A 24,150-nucleotide genomic window follows, 5' to 3' on the forward strand; every position below is an offset into this window, starting at 1 on the left:
TGAAGACTCACCCTAGTTAAACTATACCAACAAAGCTTCCTCCTCTTTAGAAATCACCCGCCCTTCATCCTCAAAACCGGCGATTTGATCAAAGTTCAAATACCGATATAAATTCTCAGCAAAAGGATGAATTTTATTCGCCACAATATCAAGATATTCCTGTACTGTAGGAATGCGTCCTAATAACGCACAAACGGCGGCTAATTCGGCAGAACCTAAATACACTCTTGCACCTTTACCCATGCGATTATTAAAGTTGCGGGTAGAGGTAGAAAATACAGTTGTGCCATCGGCAACTCGCGCCTGATTTCCCATACATAAACTGCATCCTGGCATTTCTGTTCTTGCGCCGGCTGCACCAAAAATGCTGTATATACCTTCTTCTTTTAATTGGTGTTCATCCATGCGGGTTGGTGGTGCTATCCACAGGCGAGTTTTGACTTCTCCTGCACCTTCTAAAACTTTCGCAGTTGCGCGATAATGACCGATGTTTGTCATACAAGAACCAAGGAAAACTTCTTGTACTGGATCATTAGCAACTTCCGATAATAATTTAACATTATCAGGGTCATTTGGTGCAGCTACAATTGGTTCTTTGATTTCGTTCAAATCAATTTCAATTACTGCGGCATATTCTGCATCTGCGTCAGCTTCTAGTAATACAGGATTTGCCAACCATTCTTCCATTTGGGCGACACGGCGCATAATTGTACGTGCGTCTTGATAGCCTCTGGCTACCATGTTCTTTAACAAGACAATGTTGGAACGCAGATATTCAGCAATGGTTTCTTCACTCAATTTAATGGTGCAGCCTGCACAGGAACGTTCGGCGGAAGCGTCTGTTAATTCAAAGGCTTGTTCGACTTTTAAATCTGGTAAGCCTTCCATTTCTAAAATTCTGCCGGAGAAGATGTTTTTCTTGTTCTCTTTCTCGACGGTGAGCAAACCTTTTTGAATGGCAACATAAGGAATAGCGTTAACAATATCTCTTAAGGTAATTCCTGGTTGCAATTCTCCTTTGAATCTTACCAAAACTGATTCTGGCATATCCAAAGGCATGACACCCAAGGCACCTGCAAAGGCGACTAACCCAGAACCGGCGGGGAAGGATATTCCCAAGGGGAAGCGGGTGTGCGAGTCGCCACCTGTACCGACGGTATCAGGTAATAGCATCCGGTTCAGCCATGAATGGATGATACCATCGCCGGGACGTAGGGCGACACCGCCACGGGAGGACATGAAATCGGGGAGTTCGTGGTGGGTTTTGATGTCTACGGGTTTGGGATAGGCGGCGGTGTGACAGAAACTCTGCATTACTAAGTCTGCACTGAAACCGAGACAAGCAAGTTCTTTGAGTTCGTCGCGGGTCATTGGCCCTGTGGTATCTTGAGAACCGACGGTAGTCATGATGGGTTCGCAGGATGTACCGGGACGGACACCGGGTAAACCGCAAGCTTTACCGACCATTTTTTGGGCGAGGGTGTAGCCTTTCCCTGTGTCGGCCGGTTGTTGGGGACGGATGAACAGGGTGCTGGGTTCTAAGCCTAATGCTTGGCGGGTTTTGTCGGTGAGGGTACGTCCAATTAATAGGGGGATGCGTCCACCGGCGCGGACTTCATCGAGGATGGTGTCGGGTTTGAGGGTGAAGGTGGAAATAACTTCGCCGTCTTCGTTGGTAATTTCACCTCTGTAGGGATAGATGGTAATTACCATGCCGGTTTCGAGTTTGGTGACATCGCATTGAATTGGCAAAGCACCGGCATCTTCTGCTGTGTTGAAAAAGATAGGAGCGATCGCACCACCTAAAATATAACCCCCAGCGCGTTTGTTGGGAACGAATGGGATATCTTTCCCTGTATGCCATAACACGGAGTTAATGGCTGATTTGCGGGAAGAACCAGTCCCGACAACATCACCGACATAAGCTACGGGATGTCCTTTTTTTTTCAACTCAGCGATAATTTCCAAGCTTCCTGGTTGCCGTGACTCTAACATCGCCAAGGCGTGGAGGGGAATATCTGGGCGGGTGGTGGCGTGGGTGGCTGGGGATAAGTCATCGGTGTTGGTTTCCCCAGGCACTTTAAACACGGTGACGTTAATATATTCTGGGAGTTTGGGACGGAGGGTAAACCATTCCGCTTCTGCCCAAGAGTTCACTACCTGCTTGGCGTAGGGGTTAGTTTTGGACAGTTCCAAAACATCATGGAAGGCATCATATACCAATAAAGTTTTGCTGAGGGCGGCGGCGGCGTAGGCTGCAATGGGTTCTTTACCTTCGCCACCCATTACTAAGGGTGTTTCAGAAGAGTCTGATACCGATGTGGTGGCAAATTGCAGCAGTTCAATTAAAGATTGTACGTTGTAGCCGCCTACCATTGTTCCCAGTAATTGCACTGCTTCAATGGGCGAAATGATGGGGCTTTTAACTTCCTTTTTGGCAATAGCAGTCAGGAACCCAGCTTTTACATAAGCTGCTGGGTCAACTCCAGGGGGGACGCGATCGCGTAACAAATGTAATAATGTTTCTTCTTCACCCTTGGGCGGATTTTTCAGTAATTCACACAATTCTGAGGTTTGCTTCGCATCCAACGGTAAAGGGGGAATTCCTAATGCTGCCCTTTCGGCGACTTGTTGACGGTATTGTTCTAGCATTGTTCTATTCTCCGTTGGGATGTTCTTCCCTTAATTATGAATTATTTTTAGGCAAGACTTAGCTATAAGAGTTTAGCCTATTTTATAGCTGAAAGCCTTACTGGTAATTGATCATCGATAATTTTGACTAATACTTAAATGATGGTTTTGCGTAATAATTCTCACTGAAGATATTTTACTGAGTGCGATCGCTATAGCATTCCTATTTGATATGTGAACAATAAAGACAAGGAAGACAGGTAGACAAGGTAAAAAGATGTTTGGAAACTATTTAGGATTGCTATATTCTTCAGTGAGACATTGTTGTTTCGATGATGTAAAAAACTCGTTCTCAATATATATACTGATGAGTTATTCTGAGTGTTGATTTAACCAAGTTTCTAAATCATTAACACTAGAAAAATCTAATAATGCTTCACCGAGATTTTCTAACTGTTCAATTGATAAGCTTCTAATTTGCTCAATTAATAATGCCTCAATTTCACCAAAACGGCGATTTAGTAGACGAAGTATTAATCCTTGTCCTTCTTCTTGTCTGCCTTCTTGTCTGCCTTCTTGTCTACCTTCTTGTTTGGCTTGTTCTCTATCTCTTTGATAAAGTGGTTCTAAACGCATAATTAACTCCCGATCATCTGCTTCTAGTTCTTGATTTAATCTTAAATTTTGGCGCAAGTTGTAAACTAATTCTAGCGTAGCTTGTTGGTAGGGATGATCTAATGGTAACGCTTGCAACTCAACAATTGCTTGTGACTGCACATTTCCTCTACCTAAAAGCCTCAGCCATAAAGTTTCCGGTATTGCTGGTAGTTGATGTATGGCGATAATTGCTGTCCGTAAGTTATCAGCCAGAAAATGTACTCCTGATATCCAATCTTCTTTTTGGATAGTTCTAAAGCCAGATAATTTAGTTTCAGAGATGGTGGGAGTCAACACCCACAACTTGGGAATTTCTGAGTCTTGTAGTTTGGTTTTGTTAGTTTTCGCTTCTCGTCGCAGATAAGCTTTGACTTCTAATAGTTTGAGTAGACAATCGCAAATTTCATCAGTAGAAGCTGGATTGCGGAAAGGTTCTATTATGGCAGGGTTTTCGGCAAGTCTGCCTAGCAAGCCTAGTATTTGTAAATTAGCATTTTGTTGGGGAAAAGGAGTAAAGAAAACATCTATTTCTTTAATTTCTCCTGAGACTTTTTCTGAGGCTTTGACTTCTCCGTAGTTTTTTAATATTTCTTCAAGGTAGTCTTTAGCAAATTGATCATGTATGAACCTAGTCATTTAATTTTAAGATGGCGGAAGTTTTGTATTAATGCCCAGATTATATAGCAGTACTGAACTATTTGTGATGGTATAGATACCCGACTTCTTTAAGAAGTCGGGGATTTGTAAAACTTGAATTTTGGCTAACTGTTTTCAAATGTTACGCAAGGGTACTAAGGTGGTTACTGTATTTTCATCTGAGGTTTTCTCTGGGTTAGATTTCAAGCGTGTCAATCTACTTTTGCGGACACGTTCGCTTTCTCGAATACCACCTGCTAGTTCATATTCATTGCTGTTTTTGCCGTACTTAAAACCAACTCCTGTCACCATTCTATCTGAAACTTGTTTTAAGGTTTTTTCCATTTCATCGAGCTTTTGTTTAGAAGAATCTATGATTGCTAGAGCAGAATTATAGTCCTCAAGCATTTTTTTAAATTGCTCGATTAATTGCGTCATGCTTTGCAAGTTATGAGTATCATCAAAATTAAGATTTGGATCAATAGCTTTTAGTCCGGCGACTCTAAACTGAGCTTTTTCTAGTATCTGGGAACTACGTTTTTTTCGAGGCATCAATTTGCTCTTTTAAAAGCTTTACAAAGCTATTTTGGCTTAGTTAACCTGGATTTTAGTTCAGCAAAAAACACATTTTTCTTTACAAAATTTTTTATTTATGCCCGTGTTTTCTCTGAGTTTAATCACAGATGGCATTTTTACTGCATAGTTAAGAGCGATCGCTTTAATCTTAAGCCTTAATGTTGTAATCTTAAGGCTTAATATTGTAACTTTAAGGCTTAAGGTTGTAATCTTAAGCCTTAGTATTGTAACTTTAAGGCTTAGTGCTGTAATCTTAAGGCTTAATGTTGTAATTTTAAGGGTCAACGTTATAACATTGATGACCAAAGTTTGTTAGTGAGTGCCATCATCGCCGCATAGTGTATATTTTTGATAGTAAGCGATCGTAGAACTTTAACAGTTTTTGTAGGTTAGGTAAAAGATACATTCTTTAAAGAAATGCGATCGCGCATAATTATAACTAAGCAAATTTAACTATATTTAATGTTGAAAAACAAGAATTTTTTATCTCACGCAGAGGCGCAGAGGCGCAAAGAGTTATGGGAAGTTTGGCAAAGTCAAAAGTTTATTGAATATCTGTAATATGATTAAACAATTCCGATATAATAGTAAATTTGGCTATTGCACTCATTTTTTAGTATATGTCCAAAACCTACACCGTAGAACTGCTTCACCAAGGCAAAGTTCATACTCTGCAAGTTCCTGAAACCGAAACTATTTTATCTGTTGCCGATGCTGCTGGTTTAGAACTACCTAGTTCTTGTCATGCAGGTGTATGTACAACTTGCGCCGCGCAAATTACTGAAGGAACTGTAGACCAAACTGATGGTATGGGCGTTAGTCTAGAATTACAAAAACAAGGTTATACATTACTTTGTGTCGCTTATCCCCGTTCTGATTTGAAAATTGAGACTGAAAAAGAAGAAATAGTTTATCAGTTGCAATTTGGCAAAGACTAATAAAGTGTGAAGTCTGAAGTATAAAGTCTGAAAGGATGTTTTAAAAGTTGCTGGTGATGTATCAAATATTTTTAGATCCCCCTAAATCCCCCTTAAAAAGGGGGACTTGAAGAAAAATTCCCCCCTTTTTAAGGGGGGTTAGGGGGGATCATAATGCTAGGCAACTTGATACGACTTGTGTGTACACCTAGCTTTTTAAGGGAGGCTTAAAGAGATATTGATACAGTCCGGTATTTGACAAACATCATCTGAAGTCTGAAGAATAAAATTTCATACTTCATACTTCATAATTCATACTTCATTCGGCTATTCTAGAACAAATTAATGAAGAGGATGAACAGCGATGACTACTCATTTTATTACCGCAGAAATCGACATTCAAGAAACTCCTACTGAGTTGCAAAAAACAATTGAAGCTGAGTTGCAAAAACAAGGTGAACCTCTGCGTTGGGCTATTACATCTGTAGATGAAACACAGCAAAAGGCTACTGTAGAAGCAGTTGTTACTACAAGTGCTGAGTGCTGAGTGCTGAGTGCTGAGTGGTATTAAAAGATTGTATTACTTGGTAAAGTCTAAGACTTGTAGTTTCACGTGAGTTAAACAAAGATAAAAACCCCTCTCCAAACCTCTTCCCCTGTGGGAGAGAGGCTTTGAAACTCTATTTTTTTGTTGAAAACTAGTCGTATTTTTGCCCCTCTCCGCGTCGGAGAGGGGTTGGGGAGAGGTTAATCAAACTCACTTTAATTTACACATCTACTCACTCAGCACTGAAATGCGTCCTTACACCGCGATTTTAATTGTACCTACTGGCGTTGGGGCGGCAATTGGGGGTTATGCGGGTGATGCTATACCTGTTGCTCGAACTTTAGCACAGGTTTGCGATCGCCTGATTACTCACCCCAATGTCCTCAACGGCGCAAGTTTATATTGGAATATCCCCAACGCTTTTTATGTGGAAGGTTACGGGTTAGATAAATTCGCTTCTGGTAATTGGGGTTTACGTCCAGTTCGTAATAATAAAGTAGGTTTGCTTTTAGACCAAGGGATTGAACCAGACTTATTACTGCGTCACCTGCAAGCTGCTGATGCGGCTAGGGCAACCCTGGGATTAACGATTACAGATTATGTAATTACAGATGCCCCGTTAAATGTAGAATTACGCACTTCAACTTCAGGGGCAAGTTGGGGAACTATTGGCAACCCAGATAGTTTACTGCGTGGTGCGGAAAAACTCATCCAAAAAACTGGGGCAGAAGCGATCGCAGTTGTCGCCCGTTTCCCCGATGATATAGATAAAGATGCTGTACAAAATTATCTCCAAGGCAAAGGCGTAGACACAATAGCCGGCGCAGAAGCCGTAATTAGTCATTTATTAGTCAGACACTTGCAAATTCCCTGCGCCCATTCACCAGCACTCGCTAGTACTCCACCTTATCCCGATTTATCTCCTCGTTCCGCCGCCGAAGAATTAGGCTATACTTTTTTACCAAGCGTACTTGTTGGTTTAAGTCGCGCCCCGCAATTTATTGTCGAGAAACAATTATTTACATCTTGTCAAGATGATATTTGGGCTAATCAAATAGATGCTGCGATCGTACCTGCAAACGCTTGTGGTAGTAGTGCTTTACTCAGTTTAAGCCAAAGCCACTGCCAAATAATTACCGTCAAAGATAATCAAACCCAAATCCAAGTTCCAGCCCAACCTTTAGGAATCAAATCTATCCAGGTAAACTCGTATTTAGAGGCAGTCGGTGTATTGGTAGCCCTCAAAGCTGGCATCAATCCCCATGCTTTGGTTAATGGTCAATAGTCCTTTGTCATTTTCATTTTCTTCCCCAACTCCCTACTCCCCACTCCCTACTCCCTAAACTCTGAACTCCCGTGGTAGAACAACAAAAACAAGACCCTGAAATTCCCTATTTGACCCGTACCCAAGTGCTGATAGCAATGGGTGTAACAGCAATTCTGTTATGGACAGTTGCCAAAGTTTGGTTACGCTTTGGTAATGTATTTCTATTCAAGTGGGAATGGAACCCAATAGATTTTCTTTGGGGGCTGGCTGTAGGAATGATTATTACCTGCTTGAGTGGTGTAGCATATCGCTTGTGGCCTGCCTATCGTCAAAGCGCAGATTATTATTTAGAACTAGTCTTAAGACCCTTAGCTTGGCCTGATTTAATTTGGTTGGGTTTACTACCAGGTTTAAGTGAAGAATTATTATTTCGTGGTGTCATGCTACCAGCTTTAGGCTTAGACCATGTAGCAGTGATTGTCTCTAGCCTTTGCTTTGGAGTTTTACACCTCAGTGGTTCGCAACAATGGCCTTACGTACTATGGGCAACTGTGATTGGATTGATTTTAGGATATAGCGCCTTGTTGAGTGGCAATTTGTTAGTTCCAATTGTTGCCCATATCATGACAAATTGGATTTCCAGCTATTTTTGGAAAATGCAGCAACGGTAAAGAAAGTAGAAGGCCGATTGTATGGCAATACAGTTCAGATAAGCTTTTTTCACTTCTCGATTCTTTACCTGAACAAGTAGTTTAACAAACTAATAGGATTGCTCAACAATTTTCTTTGATTTTATCTGCTTGCTGTTTCTCTAGAAACATTCATGTTCTGCCAAAAAGAAAAATCTTTGGTCATCTGCGCTGACCAAGTTTTATGATGAATCATCGGCATAGTCGCTACCATTTTTTCCACATTTTTGGTTTGGCAAGTTGTTGGTAGTTCGGTATTTTCAGAATTAACGCAGGCGTTTTCTGATGCAAAAGCTAAGTAAGTTGTGACTTTAAGTTCTCTATTTAAAGCATCCGATCTAGGTTCAGTATTAACTTCATTCATCCCTACATAGGCGATGTTTTGCGAATCTTCCATTGTCCGCAGCATACTAATAGCGTTGTAGTTAGTGCTAACCAACGTACCGCGTCTGAGAGGCTGAAAGCTATGTACATCATTGGAAGTATTTGCTTGAGATGTCATACTAGCAATCATTTCGTTACTCATGAAAACTTTATTAATGCCAACTGGCATTTTGTCATATTTACTCACCGTCAAACCCATTAAAGCTTCAGACATTGCATCTGTATTCTGAAATAATCCACCATCATAATTAGGAAAGACGGCTGTTGGGTTAATATTTTGAGTTGACTCCATAAAAGGAGTGTTGGCTTGATATTGATTACTCGCTAAAGTGGCAAAGGTCGAATTGATTGTGGATGAGGTTGCACTACCTTCTAAATAATTGACAGACTGAGCATTTTGAGCGTTAACAGATTGGATATTTGCACTTAAGGTAGTTGCAAGTACGAGTCCTAGTAGATAGCATTGACTTCTGTTAGTTAGCATGGAATCAATTTTCCTATACCCTGTAAATTTGATCAGTGAAACTTTCTTTGTTATTATTTAATTTTTAGGTTAAGATAAGAGTAAAGTCAGGTTATGTGTGATCTCTATACAATATAGGTATGCCCTAGGTAAATTTTTGCAAATTAACATCTGAGCAAAGATTATTCCCTAGGAGATAACCTTTGCCGATGTAATCTGACGTAACAATCTAAAAAGCTCAGTAGATAAGCCTTTTCTTGCTCTTGGCACTAAATATAACAACATTGCTTCACAGAATTATTAAAAATAGCTGAAATATTCCAGATAAATTGAAAAGGTCAATTATGGCTGGACAATTTAGGTAGTTTTGGCACAAATAATCAATTCTGTAAAGTTGTCTTTGATACAATTCGCGTTTTTTTTAGTTCGGCTGAAGAGAGTTGTTCGCCAGTTTGTAGGCGGGTTGCAGATGTTTGCAGAACCTTGGCTGCACTAGTATCACCAATTTGTAAGGCAGTGTTCGCCGCAGTTTGTAACATTGTTGCAGCACCGATGCGATCGCCTTGTTGTAATTTCATCTCTGCTAACTGAGTTTGGCGATATTTGGCTAATGTCAAAATCGACTGCTGTACCTGGGGATTGAGGGCGGGTTGATGTTGGCGCAGGAAATTAGCAGATATATTCATCATTGGAGAAAGTAAGCCTTCTTGGTTGGAGGCGGGGTCATCGTAACAAATCTGCATCTGTCCAATGACTTGTTCTCCTTCTGGTAATTTTCCTAAATAAAGATTGACTAAAACTACCCGGTCTACACCTTGCATTAAATCACCCAGTCGGACTTTAAAGCCGCTATTGCTGTTTTGCTGCACTGGTAACTCAATTGTGTCTGGAAAAACTTGGGCGATGGGTTTTAATTCTGCTAATCGGATATGAGGTGCAAGGGAAAACTGCAAATAAGCATTTGTTAGCCCTATTGATGATATTCGACCAAACAACCGCCCAAATTGTTCTAAAACTTGTTCTGGATGCTCAACATAAGCCAAACTACCACCGCCAGCATCAGCAATTTTTTCCAGTAAATCTGAGTTCCAGTTATTGCCAAAACCGAGAGTGTTAATTGTTAGATTGATTTTAGCTGCCTTTTGCGCCAGTTCCAGACAGCGTTTGTTGTCATCGTTGCCGATTTCCCACTTCCACAGCCGTAAACTGCTTTCACCATGTCCATCGGTGAGAAGGAAAGCTTGGGAAACAGCGCCTTTAGCACCTTGCATCAGTTCTGTGATGCCCAATTCTAACCCGGTAGCAATAGCAGTACCGCCACTGGCAATGAGTTTTTTTGGCAACAGCGATTTAATAGTACTGGGGTCTTGAATTACTTGATGGGGAACAATCACTTCCGCAGAACCAGAAAAAGCCACTATTGAGATGCGATCGCCAGGCTGTAACTTATTTAATAATTGCTCTACTGCTTGCATCACAGTTTGCATTGGTTTGCCGTGCATCGAACCGCTTTTATCCAGAATTAAGCATAAATTCAACGGCAAACGCCCCTCAACCTGATCAGCAAGCGCAGAAACCGAAACTACTAATTGACGTTGACTGCTGACTTGAGCCACATCAACGTTACGATCACTTAGCAACGAGAGCAATTTAACCTTCATTGTGGCGGGATATCTTGCAACACAGTTTTGGAGACAATACGAGTTTTCTTGCGATCGCTTTCGCTTAAATCTCCTCCCGATTGTAATTGCGTGGCAGAAGTTTGCAAGACTGTGGCTGCACCTGTATCACCCATTTGCAAGGCAGTTTTAGCAGCAGTTTGCAACATAGTTGCAGCCCCGACGCGATCGCCTTGTTGTAATTTTGCTTCGGCGAGTTGGGTTTGGCGATACTTGGCTAAAGCCAAAATTGATTGCTGCACCTGGGGATTAATGTTTGGTTGGTAAGCCCTGGTAACATTGGCGTACACTGGGAGATTAGCGGTAAATAACCCCGTTTGATTTTGGGCAGGATCATCGTAGCGAATTTGGACATTTGCGATCGCTTGTTGACCTTCCGGCAATTGTCCCAGATAAATATTAGCTAAAATTACTCGCTCCACATCTCTCATTAAATCGCCCAACCGAATCGCAAACCTTCCATCGGCTTCTTGTTGCAAAGGAAGTTCAATCGTATCGGGATAAACTTGGGCAACAGGTTTAAGTTCTGCTAACCGGACATTCGGCATTAATGAAAATAACAGATAAGCATTAGTCAAGCCCACAGTTTGAATCCGGCTGAATAACCGCCCAAACTCATTCACAGCTTGATCAGGTCTTTGAATATAAGATAAAGTGCCTAAACCTGCATCAGCAATTCTTTCTAAAACATCTTGGTTCCAATTGTCGCCAAAGCCCAAAGTATTTAAAGTTAAATTGTAACCAGCAGCTAACTGAGCAAACTTAAAGCAACGGTTATTATCTCCGTGTTCATTTTCCCCATCGGTGAGCAAAAATGCTTGGGAAATGCGGTCTTTTTTGCCCTTAGCTAACTCCTCAATCGCCAGACGCAAACCTTCATCAATCGCCGTTCCGCCATCAGCAGATAAGCGGTTAATTTGCTTTTTGATTTGTTCTGGGTCTTCCACAGATTGATTTGCAATTAAGACCTTAGCGCGGTGATCGAAGACTACCACACTCAGGCGATCGCTGGGCTTAAGCCTATCAACCAACAAATTTGCGGCTTTTTTCACAGTTTCCAGGGGTTTACCATTCATCGAGCCACTATGGTCGAGAATTAAACATAAATTAATCGGCAGAGTCCGGTCTTGGGTATCTGCGATCGCGGACACAGAAAACGAAAGCTGACGTTGACTACTAGTTTGATTAGCATCAACATTTACATCATTCAGGGCAGGCTGCAAATTGACCTTCATAACCCAAACTTCCTAAATTCAGGATATATACAATAATTTAGTTAAGAATCCAGCACTCAAAAGCCAGAAATCAAAATTTAGCTTCCTAAACATTCTGACTCCCGAATTCCCACCATATTTATAAATAACTTCAAACCGCCAGATCAACGCTACGGAAAACTTATCTTGCGTAGATAGATTAATATATTCACAATAATCTTAGAAGTCTAGCTTTAGCAGATGCCAGCAATCTCGCCCATTAGCGAGGAAACCGCACCTGACTCTAGCCGGCATCACGCTAGGATGTATTACAGTTAACGGCATAATTTCAGGCGATCAGTTGCTATGGACATTTCCCCCATCAAGGCTGTTCAAGCCCCATACTACGGCGATAACTTCTACCGGACACCGCCGCCAGATTTACCCTCCCTTCTGTTAAAAGAGCGAATTGTCTATCTGGGAATGCCACTGGTACCTGCTGTGACGGAATTAATCGTCGCTCAATTATTGTATTTGCAGTCAGACGATCCCGAAAAGCCTATTAAAATCTATATCAACTCAACTGGTACTTCCGGTTATAGTGGCGAACCCATTGGCTTTGAAACTGAAGCCTTTGCCATCTATGACACAATGAAATACATTAAACCTCCCATCCACACCATTTGTATTGGTTCCGCGATGGGTATGGCTGCTATGTTATTGAGTGCAGGTACTAAAGGTTGTCGCGCCAGCTTGCCCAACGCCAGCATTATTCTGCACCAGCCCAAGAGCTACGCCCAAGGTCAAGCAACTGATATTCAGATTCGGGCGAAGGAAGTTCTGGCCAACAAAGCATCGATGGTTGAGATTTTGACCCGTACCACCGGACAGACGGCCGAAAGAATCACCAAAGACATGGATCGTCTCTTCTACATGAGTGCATATCAAGCCAAAGAGTACGGTTTAATCGATCGCGTGTTTGAAAAAGAAGAACTCGCTAATCCACCAGTACCAACTAGTGTCCTTTAAGCTTCAGGGAGTCGGGAATTGGGAGTAGGGAGTAGAAAAAATTCACCACTCCCCACTCACCACTCCCAATCAATTTATTAATTATTAACGGAGTTAATCATGCCTATAGGCGTTCCTAAAGTTCCTTACCGGATGCCCGGAGGGCAGTATACAGATTGGATTAGCATCTACGATCGCCTTTATCGGGAACGGATTATTTTCTTGGGGCGTGATGTCGATGATGAAATTGCTAACCAAATCATCGCTGTCATGCTGTATCTGGATTCAGAAGACCCAGGTAAAGATATTTATCTGTATATCAACTCCCCTGGTGGGATGGTAACATCTGGTTTGGCGATTTATGATACGATGCAACACATCAAATCTGATGTTGTGACCATTTGCGTCGGTCTGGCGGCTTCAATGGGTTCTTTCTTGTTGACTGCTGGCACTAAAGGCAAGCGTCTAGCATTGCCCCATTCCCGGATTATGATTCACCAACCTTCCGGCGGAACCCGTGGACAAGCCACCGACATCGAAATTGAAGCCAGAGAAATTCTGCGGATTCGCAATCAACTCAATAACATTTACGCTCAAAATACTGGTCAACCCTTGGCCAAGATTGAGAAAGACATGGATCGTGACTTCTTTATGTCCGCCCAAGAAGCCAAAGAATACGGATTGATTGACCGTGTGATTGAAGAGCGAATCTAGAATCAAGTCAAAAGGTAAAAGTAAAAAGGCAAAAGATTTAAGAATACTTAATTTTTTTACTTTTGCCTTTTACCTTTTTACTTTCCCAAAACTGTCTAGTTTGAACTATAAATTAGAAAATTTTTGTTTATCATTAAAACCTCATGCTAGAGGCAGAATGCTGATAGCTGTATATTAGATAGCTGATATCTCGAAATGGATCTAGGAGATTGCTACCGTTTATTGGGTTTAAGGTCGGGAGCCTCGTTTGCAGAAATCAAATCGTCTTACAGACGACTGGCGCAGCAATATCACCCCGATATCAACCCAGATGACAAAAAAGCTAAAGATAAGTTTATTGCCTTGACAGAAGCTTATAGGCTGCTCTTAACGGTGGTACCGCCAGAAGAAACAGTCGAGCAGCCATCAAGTCAACAGTTTGTGTCTAGGCGCGAGGAAGCAAAAGCCACGCCGAAAACCACAGTCACTACAGAAAACTTTGTGGCTAGGTGCGAGGAACCAAAGGCAACTCGTCAAGATACTGCACCGAAAACCACAGTCACCACCGAAAAGCCACAAACACCGCCTGCAAATATTGCCGAAATTGAACAAAGGCTGAAGTGGAAGACTTATGAACAATTACAAAGATTTTTGAAAGAAAAAAGATTTCCCCAAGCGATCGCCCTGGCGGAAGCCTTGGTAGACCGTTTACCCAAAGATGCGGAAGTCCGCCAATGGTTAGCGATCGCTTATCAAATTTGGGGTAGGGCGTTGATTAACGATAATCAAGTCCTCAAAGCCAGAATTTACCTGAAAAAAGCCCTCAAAACCGATCCTAATAACAAAGCTTTGTGGAATGAAGTCCAACGGGATTTTCAGAAAATTGAGCAAATTTTTTAAAATTTGTCAATAATTAAAATTTCAGGTATGGTTTACCTCCAGCATTCCTTTGAAAATATTGTCAGGACAATGTGTGTATGTTAACTTAGTTAAGAGAGAAAGCTTAACTAAAACCTATGAGTTACTCAAATGAACCTAGAACTGAACGGATTGATATCCGTACTAGCTCTAGCGTTAAAAAGCTTTTACAGCAAGCAGCAGCAGCAAGTCATAAAAATGTTAGTGAATTTTTACTTGAACATGGTTTGCAAGCTGCACAAGAAACTTTAACGAATCGAAAGCTGTTTGTGTTGAACGATGAGCAATGGCAAGCTTTTCAAGACGCTCTGGATGCTCCCTGTGTTGAGAAACCACGGTTACGTCGTTTGTTAACTGAGCCTAGCGTATTTGAGTAGTTTTGTGGCATCTAACAATTTATATATCGCTAAATTATCAAAATCTCATAATCTCAAAAACTTTGATTGTGGGAATGTTGATTTAAATAATTATTTAATCAAATATGCTTTAAAAAATCAGCAATCTGATAGTTCAACTACCTATATTGCTTGCTTAGAAGATAATGTAATTGGTTACTATACTCTGACTGTAGCATCAGTTATTCACGAAAATGCACCACCTCGTATATCTAAAGGTTTACCAAAATATCCTATACCTGTTGCTTTATTAGCTCGGTTAGCAGTAAGCAAAGAATTTCAAAAACAAGGTATAGGGAAAGGCTTACTAAAAAACTGCTTAATTCGTGTCAATGAAGCTGCTGATCTGATTGGTATTCGTGCATTATTGGTTCATGCGAAAGATGAGCAAGCGCGTGAATGGTATCAACAATTTGATTTTGAACCTAGCCCAACAGATCCATTGCATTTATTTCTGATGTTAAAAGATATCCGCGCTATATTAGAGAGCTAAAAAGAACGTTAGTACTGCATATAGCATTTATCATTCTGGTGAGTTACAGTAACAAAAATAGGTAAACCAATTAGAAATATCATTTATACCAAATCGATATGAAGAAGCATATAATTAGCCTGCAAAGGCAGGCTTTGTTTGTATAGCCCCAGACTTCAGTCTGAGAGGTTTATATGCAGACTCTCATAGAATTGGTATTACTAACAAATGACATTTTTAAGAAACTGGTTCAAACACCATTTGAGGAATTAATAAGTCATCTTGCGATTTTCCAATTCCTAAAAATCGCGTTTCATCTTCATATACGCGCACAAGTCCACAATTATCAAAATTGAGGAAAACTTTTTGTCCTTGACACCATTTGCGGGCAAGTTCTGGAGGTAAATTCACAGTGGGTAAATGCTGCAAAGCGACATCAGGGGAAATGGGTTGAAATGTCCCGGCTTGCAACTGTGTTTCTAAGTCAGTGAAAGAAAGACTATTAGTTAAATTAAAACCACTGCTTTGAGTGCGAGTTAAAGCGGCGAGAGTTCCGCCAGTGTTTAAGACTGCACCTAAATCACGGGCGATCGCTCTAATATATGTACCACTACCACAAGCGATCGCCACATCTAATTCCGGAAAATCCCCCTCGCGCCAATCTAAAACCTCTATCTGAAAAACTTCAACTGTACGTACAGGAACTTCCACCGTTTCACCTTGACGCGCCAAATCATACAAGCGTTTTCCCTCAACTTGAATCGCACTATACATTGGCGGTATTTGTTCAATCTTCCCAACAAATCGTGTGAGTGCAGTTTCGATTTCAGCCAAACTCAAATTCGCACAAGGCTGTGAGGTGATAATTTCTCCTTGCAAATCATCGGTTGTGGTACACACACCAAAACGGATAGTAGCTTTGTAAGCTTTCTCTCCTGGGAGATACTGCAATAATCTTGTGGCTTTACCCATTGCAATTGGTAAAACCCCAGTTGCTGCGGGGTCTAAAGTTCCCGCGTGTCCTACCCGTTTGAGACGCAGCAGTTTGCGGACTCGCGCCACACAGTCGTGAGAAGTCCAATCAAATGGTTTGTTTAAGCTGAGAAAACCTTGCACAGTAATATTTCTTTAAGCTTCCTGATGCTTTGCTGTATATAAAAGATGTCTAAAATTTTTACCAATAACAAAGGATAAATGACAAATGACTACTTTAACTTACCTATCATAATGTTGCTGCTAATTCTTTTAAACGCAGGTGTCCATCTCGAAACACTGACCAACCATCCCCGACTAATACTGTTTCTACCTTGCTTAATTGTGCCAGTCTGTGGACAGAAGCGATCGCCGCACCTGGATCAAGTAACTTTTCTTTTGCCAAAATAGTTAAACTCCCGGCTGTGTGCGCCCGGATTAAATCACCTGTAACTAAAGTAGTGTCTTCTAATAGTAGTGCTAATTCGCCAGGAGTCTTGGAACCTTGGAGTTCAATAATCTTTAACCCAGGGACAAACTCATCACCATCAGACAACCAGCGATCGCAAGCTATCGGGAAACATTCTTTTTCGGCTGCGGGGCCTGCTACCTTAGCATAAGTTTGCACAGCAATTTCCTTGGCTGATCTCACATGCTCTGAGTTTGTTAGTATAATCCAATCCACACCACCCAGAGATTCGAGATGATTCCAGTCGTGATTTGATAAAGCTACCGGGTCAATTAAGATATTACCCTCTGGACGAATCCAGGCAATCCCATTGAAATCAATATTTCTTGCAGGATTGAAAGTAGACCAGCCATATAAATCGGGACGGTGTAGAGATTTCATAATGATTCTGGTACTGTACCTTCAATAAAATCGTCAATTAAGTGAGTTGCATCAATAATGTATCAGTAATTTCGTCTGGAGTCCAAATTACAATTGTCTTTTAATCTTACTCACAAGCTGATTGGTTATTTGTCCCATCCTGATCAAAACACATCCGAATTCTTTTCATGCAACAATTTAAGACATTACTCCGCGTCCGTCACTATGAAATGGATACTTTAGGACATGTTAATAATGCCGTTTATCAAAACTATTTAGAACAAGCAGCCATCGAACACTCAGAATATCTTGGTGTAAATTTAGATGTTTACCGCGAATTAGGTGGTGTTTTTGTGATGCGACGGGTAGAAATTGACTATCTCCGGCCAGCAGTGGCAGGTGATACTCTAGAAGTGACCACCTGGTTAAAAGAAATGCGTGGTACTCGTGCTTTTCGATGCTATGAAATCCGCAAACAAAACGAAGATGATTTATTAGTCACTGCTGAAGCACTTTGGGTATGGGTAGATGCTAAAACTATGCGTCCCAGACCTATACCACACAAAATTTCTGACAAGTTTTTGCAACTTCAAAACTTGAGTGTGGCTGAATAATCAACAAAGAATGTATTTAGCAAAACTCTGCTTCTAAGGGCATTGGCTGGTATGTAATACTGATATACCCAGGTTGAGCTTTGATACGTTCTATCCATTTTTGAATTGCGGGAAATCGGGATAAATCAAAACCACCTTCATCAGCGACATGAGTATAAGCGAACAAGGCAATATCAGCAATGGTATAGCGATCGCCAACAAAATACAAACGAGATTGCAGATGATTTTCCATCACTCTTAATGCGGCGTAACCTGGTTCTTGTTTTTGCGCTAAAGCAGCCTGATATTCTTGGGCTTTCCCTAAAATCGAAATCCAAAATCGTGATGTGGCAATATAAGGCTCATGACTATATTGTTCAAAAAATAACCATTGCAAAACCTGTGCTTTTAAGAAGCGATCATAAGGTAAAAATTCTGTGTATTCACTGAGATAAGCCAAAATGGCATTTGATTCTGTTAAGTATTTCCCTGGTTCAACTTCCAAAACAGGTATTTTGCCATTCGGATTTTTACTTAAGAATTCAGGTGTCCGACTTTCTCCCTTTAAAATATTCACCTCGATTCTTTCGTAGGGAATACCCATTTGTGATAATAAAAGACGTATCTTATAGCCATTACCAGAGGGTAAAAAATCGTACAGACGTAGCGTTTCCATGCCAAAAAGATGATGAAGAGTATTAAGAGAAATGAGGCTCTAAAATACAATATCTTACAAAATGTTTCGAGTTAAACAGGATAATTATTTTCCTTTTAAGCATCTTCATGAAAACTAGATTTATCTGAAAAAATAAAAAACAAATTATTGATAATTTTTAGTATTTATCAACTTTAAATGTGCAATTTAATTCAAAGGGATAAATTCAAAATATGTGTGGAAGATTTACCTTAAATCAGTCAGCAGAGGCTCTCAGCAAAGCTTTCAATCTCCAACAAGTGCCTGATTTAGCTGCTCAATACAACATTGCACCTACACAAATGGTGCTAACAGTGCTACATCACCCCAGCAATGAACAGTATGAATTTCAACAATTACGTTGGGGGTTGATTCCGAGTTGGGCAAAAGATGCAAAAATGGGAGTCAAGCTGATTAACGCCAGAGCCGAAACTGTATCAGAAAAACCAGCTTTTCGAGCATCTTTCAAGCGCCGACGCTGTTTAGTCATAGCTGATGGCTTTTATGAGTGGCAAAAGCAACAAAGTCAAAAACAGCCATTTTATTTTCGCCTGCAAGATGGGAAACCCTTTGGTTTTGCGGGATTATGGGATGTATGGCACTCACCAGAAGGAGAAGAAATCGCTTCTTGTACAATTATCACTACAACAGCCAACGAATTGTTAGCACCAATTCATGACCGGATGCCAGTCATTTTAGCGCCCGAAGATTACGATTTGTGGCTAGATACACAAGTGCAAACACCCGAAAAACTTCAGCCACTATTAGATCCTTATCCGGTGGAAGCAATGACAGCTTACCCCGTGAGCAATTTGGTCAACAAGCCCCAGCACAATAGCCCAGAATGTATTATGCCTCTTAGTGAGGAGAATGGCCTGCCAAATCAGTTAAATTAACTATTGAGTGCTGAGTGCTGAGTGCTGAGTGCTGAGTAAAAATACAAGCCGCTCATCTCTAATCTGAGCCTCTCTACCCTAATAAGGTGTACTGCACCCAACCGCGAAACCCTGCAATTCCTGAGAGCATCTTTTGAGCTAGTAGCTGTACAACTATAGAGGCAGTTATGCCAAGAACACAGAAAAACGATAACTTTATTGACAAATCTTTTACAGTTATGGCAGATATCATTCTGAAGATTCTGCCAGCTAACAAAAAAGCGAAAGAAGCATTTGTTTATTACCGAGATGGGATGTCCGCCCAAGCAGAAGGCGAATATGCCGAAGCTTTGGAATATTATGAAGAAGCCCTTACCCTAGAAGAAGATCCCAACGATCGCAGTTATATTTTCTACAATATGGGGCTAATTTATGCCAGTAACGGTGATCACGAGAAAGCTTTAGAACTTTATCACAAAGCAATTGAAATCAATCCACGTATACCCCAAGCCTTGAATAATATCGCTGTAATTTATCATTACCAAGGCGAAAAAGCGAAAGAAGCTGGAGATGATGACGGCGGTGAAGCTTTATTTGACCAAGCCGCAGATTATTGGATTAGAGCCATTCGTATGGCTCCCAATAACTATATTGAAGCGCAAAACTGGCTAAAAACCACTGGCCGGATGCAAATTGACGTATTCTTTTAGTTATTTGTCATTAGTCCTGACAAATGACAAAGGACTAATGACAAATCACCAATCACCAATGACAAATGACAATTTATGATTGATCGTGACCAAGTTCATAAAGTAGCTCTGCTTGCTCGGTTAGAATTAACATCGGCAGAAGAAGAGCAATTTACCACTCAGTTAGGTAACATTTTGGAATATGTAGAACAACTGAGTGAACTAGATGTGAGTGATGTGCCACCAACTACACGCGCAATTGATGTCAGCAACGTGACACGCGAGGATGAGTTACAACCGTATCCTGATCGAGATGCTATCCTCGATAGTGCGCCTGAGCAAGAAGGCGACTATTTCAAAGTTCCGAAAATTCTCAACAGCGAAGAGTGAGAAAGGTAAAGGCAAAAGGTAAAAGGTAAAAGTAAAAAGAAAATTTTTGCCTTTTTACTTTTTACTTTTGATTTCTAAGGGTTATAGTTACGGCATTCTGGTGCGTTGGGATTTTCTCGACAGTATTCTTCAAAGGAAACTTTCGCCGAAACCATAGCCTCAGCTTTTTGATGGGCGGCTTCTGCTTGCAGTTCTTCCACCTCATCCCAAGCAGCAGCACAGGCTTTAGAATAAGCGCCATGTTGGGTGCAAATAGCGCGGGCGGCTTCAACAGCCTTGTGAATTTTTTCTTCTAACCTGAGTGCTGTTGGGGCTTCGATAAAATTACTCTTGGTCAAAATATCAGTAATTGAGATAATACCTAACAGCTTGCCTTGAATAACTGGCGCTCTGCGAATACCAGTATTGGCAAACAACCGCGCTACATATTCCACACTCAACTCAGGATTGACGACAATACAGGGTTTGCTCATAATTTCATAAACCCGTACCAGCTTTGGGTCTTTACCGTAGGCTATTACCTTATAGACAATATCTGTTTCGCTAACCATACCATAGGCATCATTATCATAGCGACGATCTACAACCAAGGCACGTAAGTTGTGGTCTTTCATCAGCCGGACGGCTTCAGCAACAGTGGCGGAACCGCGAATGGTAATTACATCCTTGGTCATGATATCTTCAGCTTTCATCATTGCTGTAGTCTCCTGGTAAATAGCAGAGGAGCAGGGGAGATAGGGAAAGCAGAGGAGGTAGAGGAGTAGCGGAGTAGAAGGATAATTAGCTAATTTTTTCTTCCCTATTCCCCCACTCCCTACTCCCTATTCTCTATTCCCCATTCGCTACCACAAAGTTAGTGCAGGTTTGAATTTATGATGTTATCGAAAGTGACCGAAGCTCACGATGTCGGCATAATGATTTTGTAAAAGTATGAAGTAGGGGAACCTTAGTATGAAATTTTATACTTAAACCTGCATTTTTTATCCGTAATCAGGCTAGGATGATCACAGCATCATCCAACTACGGCTGCAACTGTTTTGTTGTGAGTTTGCACCCAGGTATACCGTCTGCCAGTAAATTCTGAGACTCTGCTATGTCAAATCGTCATTATCCACCCGCTTACTTACGTTATCTCAAAGCTAGGTTATGGAATTTTAGCAAGCCTGCTTTTTGGGGAACAGCGATTTTTTTATCAGTGCTAGGGCTAGTAATTCGAGAATACTGGACTAACCCAGATGCGTTTACTGGCAAACAAGACGGCGAAGTTACAACACCACAAGCTGATAATTCTTCTCTGTCGGCGGAAGATAAAGCGATCGCAGCTGATATCGATAACTTACCAGTTCTGTATAATGACGTTGAACAAGCAGAAACTCAAGCAATTGTCAGTTCCCCTACAGATAACTCTAAACCGAAAAAGGGTAAAGATTTTTTACAGGATGTAATTAACAAGCAAAAATCTTCTAAAAACACTAAATCAACTTCCATCTTAGGAATTAGTGGTGCTACATCTGGTTTTGATAGTAAAAATCCTTTTGTTGCCCAAACTGAAAGTTTGTTACAGTTTGGCATCCAAAATGGTAGCGGTAATCAGTTGTTAAATTCGTCCTCTCAACCACAAGGGTCAACCAATAACCCTTATGCAGTAGGAACAGGCACTAATCAGACACCAAACAACCCCTACAACTCAATTACCCCTTCAGCAACCACACTTCCAACATCAACTAACCCCTACAACTCAATTACCCCTTCAACAACCACACTTCCAACATCAACTAACCAAACAACAACATCTAATATTAATAGTGCAACTGCCAACCCCGGCAATAGCTTTGGTCAAACTCCATACACCGGGCTTTCGCAGAATTTATCGAACATTAACGGCACAACTACAAATTTCAGCAATAATTCCGGTAGAACTTCTTATACTTCAATTCCCCAAAGTTTACCGACAAATACGCAGAATTTTCTTCCTAACAGCAGTTTAAATAGCGGTACAAGTTACATTCAACCAAGCATACCCAGCCAACCAACAAATTATTATAACGGTGTCAATACTGCCCAGCCCTTGACTAATTCAGTACCATCAATAAACACAACACAACCTATTAATTCCGTTGCGCCAACTAACACTACACCTTCTGCTGTACAGAATTCTTCTGCATATATTGTGACACCTGCGGCTCCTGCCAGTTATCAAAACAACCGCTATTTTAGAGGTTTACCTGTTCAAATACCTTCTAATACTTCCGTTCCCGGACAGTATACAGGCGGCGTGCAAGGAAATCCTTATGGTTATTAATTTTCTTACTAAATTGGGATAGATATTATGATTTAAGATTCTGGGAAGTCAACCAAAATCTTAAATCTACACACCAAAATTGGTATGAGACCTTATCACCATATCCCGATTGTTGAATGCGGTGAACCCCTGGTAGAAATTCCTTTGCATTTGTTTGCGGTGGAGTCTCCCCATCCTTATGAAAAACTGGGCGCTATTTATGGAGAATATTCGCCTTATGATCTCCGCCAAACTGTTGTTGAAAATTTAATCAAAGCCCAAAATTATTTGGAATTGCTGCGTCCTCATTGGCATATTCAAATTTTTGATGGTTATCGTCCGGTGACTGTGCAGCAGTTTATGGTTGATTATAGCTTTGCGACAGCATTACAAGACAGGGGACTGATGGAAGCTGAGTTATCGCCAACCCAACGCCAAGAAATTTGGGAGGCGGTGTATCAAATTTGGGCGGTTCCGAGTTTGGATGAAAAAACGCCGCCGCCTCATAGTACCGGGGCTGCGGTGGATGTGACGTTAGTTGATGATGCAGGGCTAATAGTAGATATGGGTTCGCCGATTGATGAGTTGTCAGAGCGATCGCATCCCGACTACTATGCTAATCATCCCCAACAAGACGCACAACAATATCATGCTAACCGTCAGCTATTAAACAATGTGATGTTAAAAGCTGGCTTTCAACGCAACCCCAGAGAGTGGTGGCATTTTTGTTTTGGGGATCAAATGTGGGCGTGGCTAAATAATCAAGCAAATCCCGCTAATAACTTTACAGCACGTTATGGTCGAATTCTGTAACAAAGTGCTGAGTAGTATTCTCCCTTGTCTCCCTTGTCTTCCCTGTCCCCCACTCCTGAATCCTTACCTTTAGGCATCTTGCGGATTGAGACTTTGCATCTGCCAAGTGGTATAAGTACCAATGGGACTCCATAGTAAAAAGGGTACTAATAATAATGCTGCCCAACCGGAGACAGGTAAGACAGCCAGAATTAATATCAGACCGATAATAAAGCCTGTACCACCAATAATTGTGCCTGCTTGCAGACTCCGCAGCCGAAACATCACGGGTGTATAGGCAACGATCGCAATTTCTAAAATTAAATATAAACTCATCAACAACCAAGTAGATGTTGTTCCTGGGTTAGTTTCCCAAACAATATAAGCTGACCAAGCACCACAAATAAAAATTACACTCCAAATCACCGGAATTGCGGCTTCAAAAGTCAGCCATCTTGGTCTTTGTAAGCGTTTGAACCATTGGCGATCGCGTGGTTGAATTAAATTAGCACCCAAAGCCACTAATATTGCTACGCCTCCAATGATCATCCATGATTTAATCATGACCTTATTCCTTGTAATTGCTGCATATCGCTGAGATATCACTAGTTATAGTCTGATTTTGTCAATTTATTTTCTCAATACTCATCATCCCTGAGTCTGAGAACTGGATAGCAGTCGGAGATATTTCAGTTGATATAGCAATACGGTTCAGTTAAGAGAATAGTAGGTTGGGTGTAGCGATAGCGTAACCCAACAAAGTATGCGTGAATGTTGGGTTCCGTTCCTCCACCCAACCTTGTATATTGAGGGAAGTAGTAGACCGTCCCAACCTTGGTCACAATAGACCGCTATGTAGCACGGGTCACTACAAAAATCTCTTTGACAGAACTCGAACAGTCGCCAGGGG

General features: G+C 41.2%; 26 protein-coding genes. 15 read left to right on the plus strand and 11 right to left on the minus strand.

Translation table 11 applies throughout. From position 1 onward, the window contains the following. Window positions 1-21: 21 nt before the first annotated feature. From acnB to H6G74_RS16660, 3 genes are all read right to left on the minus strand, one after another. On the minus strand, window positions 22-2,652 hold the full coding sequence (gene acnB / locus H6G74_RS16650) for a bifunctional aconitate hydratase 2/2-methylisocitrate dehydratase (RefSeq protein ID WP_190968724.1): 2,631 nt from the start codon (window positions 2,650-2,652) through the stop codon (window positions 22-24). Between the two features lie 351 nt (window positions 2,653-3,003). Further along, a complete protein-coding gene (locus H6G74_RS16655; protein WP_190968725.1) occupies window positions 3,004-3,924 on the minus strand; it encodes a DUF4351 domain-containing protein in 921 nt (306 codons plus the stop codon). Window positions 3,925-4,059: 135 nt separating this feature from the next. After that, on the minus strand, window positions 4,060-4,476 hold the full coding sequence (locus H6G74_RS16660; RefSeq protein WP_190968726.1) for a hypothetical protein: 417 nt from the start codon (window positions 4,474-4,476) through the stop codon (window positions 4,060-4,062). Between the two features lie 644 nt (window positions 4,477-5,120). On the opposite strand from H6G74_RS16660, the gene H6G74_RS16665 reads away from it, so the two are divergent. The 4 genes from H6G74_RS16665 to H6G74_RS16680 all read left to right on the plus strand — a co-directional run bounded on the left by H6G74_RS16665 (window position 5,121) and on the right by H6G74_RS16680 (window position 7,902). Then, window positions 5,121-5,438 carry a 2Fe-2S iron-sulfur cluster-binding protein gene (locus H6G74_RS16665; RefSeq protein ID WP_190968727.1) on the plus strand — a complete coding sequence of 106 codons (318 nt, stop codon included), beginning with the start codon at window positions 5,121-5,123 and terminating at the stop codon, window positions 5,436-5,438. Between the two features lie 343 nt (window positions 5,439-5,781). Beyond that, window positions 5,782-5,964, plus strand: a complete 183-nt coding sequence (locus H6G74_RS16670) for a hypothetical protein (RefSeq protein ID WP_190968728.1) — start codon at window positions 5,782-5,784, stop codon at window positions 5,962-5,964. Window positions 5,965-6,211: 247 nt separating this feature from the next. After that, entirely contained in the window at window positions 6,212-7,249 is a 1,038-nt protein-coding gene (locus tag H6G74_RS16675) for a DUF3326 domain-containing protein (RefSeq protein ID WP_190968729.1), read from the plus strand. 71 nt (window positions 7,250-7,320) lie between these two features. Continuing rightward, complete coding sequence (locus H6G74_RS16680; RefSeq protein WP_190968730.1) at window positions 7,321-7,902, plus strand: CPBP family intramembrane glutamic endopeptidase; 582 nt, start codon at window positions 7,321-7,323, stop codon at window positions 7,900-7,902. A gap of 121 nt (window positions 7,903-8,023) precedes the next feature. On the opposite strand, the gene H6G74_RS16685 is transcribed toward H6G74_RS16680, so the two are convergent. The 3 genes from H6G74_RS16685 to H6G74_RS16695 form a co-directional block, all read right to left on the minus strand. Continuing rightward, on the minus strand, window positions 8,024-8,788 hold the full coding sequence (locus tag H6G74_RS16685) for a hypothetical protein (RefSeq protein WP_190968731.1): 765 nt from the start codon (window positions 8,786-8,788) through the stop codon (window positions 8,024-8,026). Between the two features lie 359 nt (window positions 8,789-9,147). Beyond that, entirely contained in the window at window positions 9,148-10,428 is a 1,281-nt protein-coding gene (locus H6G74_RS16690; protein ID WP_190968732.1) for a vWA domain-containing protein, read from the minus strand. After that, entirely contained in the window at window positions 10,425-11,681 is a 1,257-nt protein-coding gene (locus tag H6G74_RS16695) for a vWA domain-containing protein (RefSeq protein WP_190968733.1), read from the minus strand. Before H6G74_RS16695 ends, H6G74_RS16690 begins: the two co-directional genes overlap by 4 nt. A 324-nt stretch (window positions 11,682-12,005) precedes the next feature. Here H6G74_RS16695 and H6G74_RS16700 point away from each other — a divergent pair, with 324 nt between their 5' ends. The 5 genes from H6G74_RS16700 to H6G74_RS16720 all read left to right on the plus strand — a co-directional run bounded on the left by H6G74_RS16700 (window position 12,006) and on the right by H6G74_RS16720 (window position 15,146). Continuing rightward, window positions 12,006-12,668, plus strand: a complete 663-nt coding sequence (locus H6G74_RS16700) for an ATP-dependent Clp protease proteolytic subunit (RefSeq protein ID WP_190968734.1) — start codon at window positions 12,006-12,008, stop codon at window positions 12,666-12,668. A 99-nt stretch (window positions 12,669-12,767) separates the two neighbouring features. After that, complete coding sequence (locus H6G74_RS16705; RefSeq protein ID WP_190968735.1) at window positions 12,768-13,361, plus strand: ATP-dependent Clp protease proteolytic subunit; 594 nt, start codon at window positions 12,768-12,770, stop codon at window positions 13,359-13,361. Between the two features lie 195 nt (window positions 13,362-13,556). Then, window positions 13,557-14,240 carry a J domain-containing protein gene (locus tag H6G74_RS16710; protein WP_190968736.1) on the plus strand — a complete coding sequence of 228 codons (684 nt, stop codon included), beginning with the start codon at window positions 13,557-13,559 and terminating at the stop codon, window positions 14,238-14,240. Window positions 14,241-14,356: 116 nt separating this feature from the next. Next, window positions 14,357-14,635 carry a type II toxin-antitoxin system TacA family antitoxin gene (locus H6G74_RS16715; RefSeq protein WP_190968737.1) on the plus strand — a complete coding sequence of 93 codons (279 nt, stop codon included), beginning with the start codon at window positions 14,357-14,359 and terminating at the stop codon, window positions 14,633-14,635. Window positions 14,636-14,639: 4 nt separating this feature from the next. After that, window positions 14,640-15,146 (plus strand): GNAT family N-acetyltransferase, encoded by a 507-nt coding sequence (locus H6G74_RS16720; protein WP_190968738.1) that lies wholly within the window; start codon window positions 14,640-14,642, stop codon window positions 15,144-15,146. Window positions 15,147-15,362: 216 nt separating this feature from the next. Here the strand turns inward: H6G74_RS16720 and truB are convergent, their stop codons facing one another. Continuing rightward, the gene (gene truB, locus H6G74_RS16725) at window positions 15,363-16,241 is read right to left on the minus strand and encodes a tRNA pseudouridine(55) synthase TruB (protein WP_190968739.1); all 879 of its coding nucleotides are present in this window, start codon (window positions 16,239-16,241) and stop codon (window positions 15,363-15,365) included. A gap of 106 nt (window positions 16,242-16,347) precedes the next feature. Continuing rightward, on the minus strand, window positions 16,348-16,947 hold the full coding sequence (locus tag H6G74_RS16730) for an MBL fold metallo-hydrolase (RefSeq protein ID WP_190968740.1): 600 nt from the start codon (window positions 16,945-16,947) through the stop codon (window positions 16,348-16,350). A gap of 167 nt (window positions 16,948-17,114) precedes the next feature. Here H6G74_RS16730 and H6G74_RS16735 point away from each other — a divergent pair, with 167 nt between their 5' ends. Next, on the plus strand, window positions 17,115-17,540 hold the full coding sequence (locus H6G74_RS16735; RefSeq protein WP_190968741.1) for an acyl-CoA thioesterase: 426 nt from the start codon (window positions 17,115-17,117) through the stop codon (window positions 17,538-17,540). A 16-nt stretch (window positions 17,541-17,556) separates the two neighbouring features. Here H6G74_RS16735 and H6G74_RS16740 read toward each other — a convergent pair whose 3' ends face one another. Next, window positions 17,557-18,195, minus strand: a complete 639-nt coding sequence (locus H6G74_RS16740) for a glutathione S-transferase family protein (protein WP_190968742.1) — start codon at window positions 18,193-18,195, stop codon at window positions 17,557-17,559. A 212-nt stretch (window positions 18,196-18,407) separates the two neighbouring features. Between H6G74_RS16740 and H6G74_RS16745 the strand changes: the two genes are divergently transcribed. From H6G74_RS16745 to gatC, 3 genes are all read left to right on the plus strand, one after another. Then, a complete protein-coding gene (locus H6G74_RS16745; RefSeq protein ID WP_190968743.1) occupies window positions 18,408-19,109 on the plus strand; it encodes an SOS response-associated peptidase in 702 nt (233 codons plus the stop codon). A 167-nt stretch (window positions 19,110-19,276) separates the two neighbouring features. Further along, complete coding sequence (locus H6G74_RS16750; RefSeq protein ID WP_190968744.1) at window positions 19,277-19,798, plus strand: photosystem I assembly protein Ycf3; 522 nt, start codon at window positions 19,277-19,279, stop codon at window positions 19,796-19,798. A 75-nt stretch (window positions 19,799-19,873) separates the two neighbouring features. Next, window positions 19,874-20,167 carry an Asp-tRNA(Asn)/Glu-tRNA(Gln) amidotransferase subunit GatC gene (gatC, locus tag H6G74_RS16755; RefSeq protein WP_190968745.1) on the plus strand — a complete coding sequence of 98 codons (294 nt, stop codon included), beginning with the start codon at window positions 19,874-19,876 and terminating at the stop codon, window positions 20,165-20,167. 74 nt (window positions 20,168-20,241) lie between these two features. Here the strand turns inward: gatC and H6G74_RS16760 are convergent, their stop codons facing one another. Next, a complete protein-coding gene (locus tag H6G74_RS16760) occupies window positions 20,242-20,862 on the minus strand; it encodes a CBS domain-containing protein (protein ID WP_190968746.1) in 621 nt (206 codons plus the stop codon). Window positions 20,863-21,260: 398 nt separating this feature from the next. Between H6G74_RS16760 and H6G74_RS16765 the strand changes: the two genes are divergently transcribed. Then, a complete protein-coding gene (locus tag H6G74_RS16765) occupies window positions 21,261-22,469 on the plus strand; it encodes a hypothetical protein (protein ID WP_190968747.1) in 1,209 nt (402 codons plus the stop codon). Window positions 22,470-22,553: 84 nt separating this feature from the next. Then, on the plus strand, window positions 22,554-23,261 hold the full coding sequence (locus H6G74_RS16770) for a M15 family metallopeptidase (protein ID WP_190968748.1): 708 nt from the start codon (window positions 22,554-22,556) through the stop codon (window positions 23,259-23,261). Between the two features lie 69 nt (window positions 23,262-23,330). On the opposite strand, the gene H6G74_RS16775 is transcribed toward H6G74_RS16770, so the two are convergent. Next, window positions 23,331-23,804 (minus strand): TspO/MBR family protein, encoded by a 474-nt coding sequence (locus H6G74_RS16775; protein ID WP_190968749.1) that lies wholly within the window; start codon window positions 23,802-23,804, stop codon window positions 23,331-23,333. Between the last annotated feature and the right edge of the window lie 346 nt (window positions 23,805-24,150).

It is taken from the genome of Nostoc spongiaeforme FACHB-130 (genome assembly GCF_014698475.1).
Taxonomy (GTDB): Bacteria; Cyanobacteriota; Cyanobacteriia; order Cyanobacteriales; family Nostocaceae; genus Nostoc_B; species Nostoc_B spongiaeforme.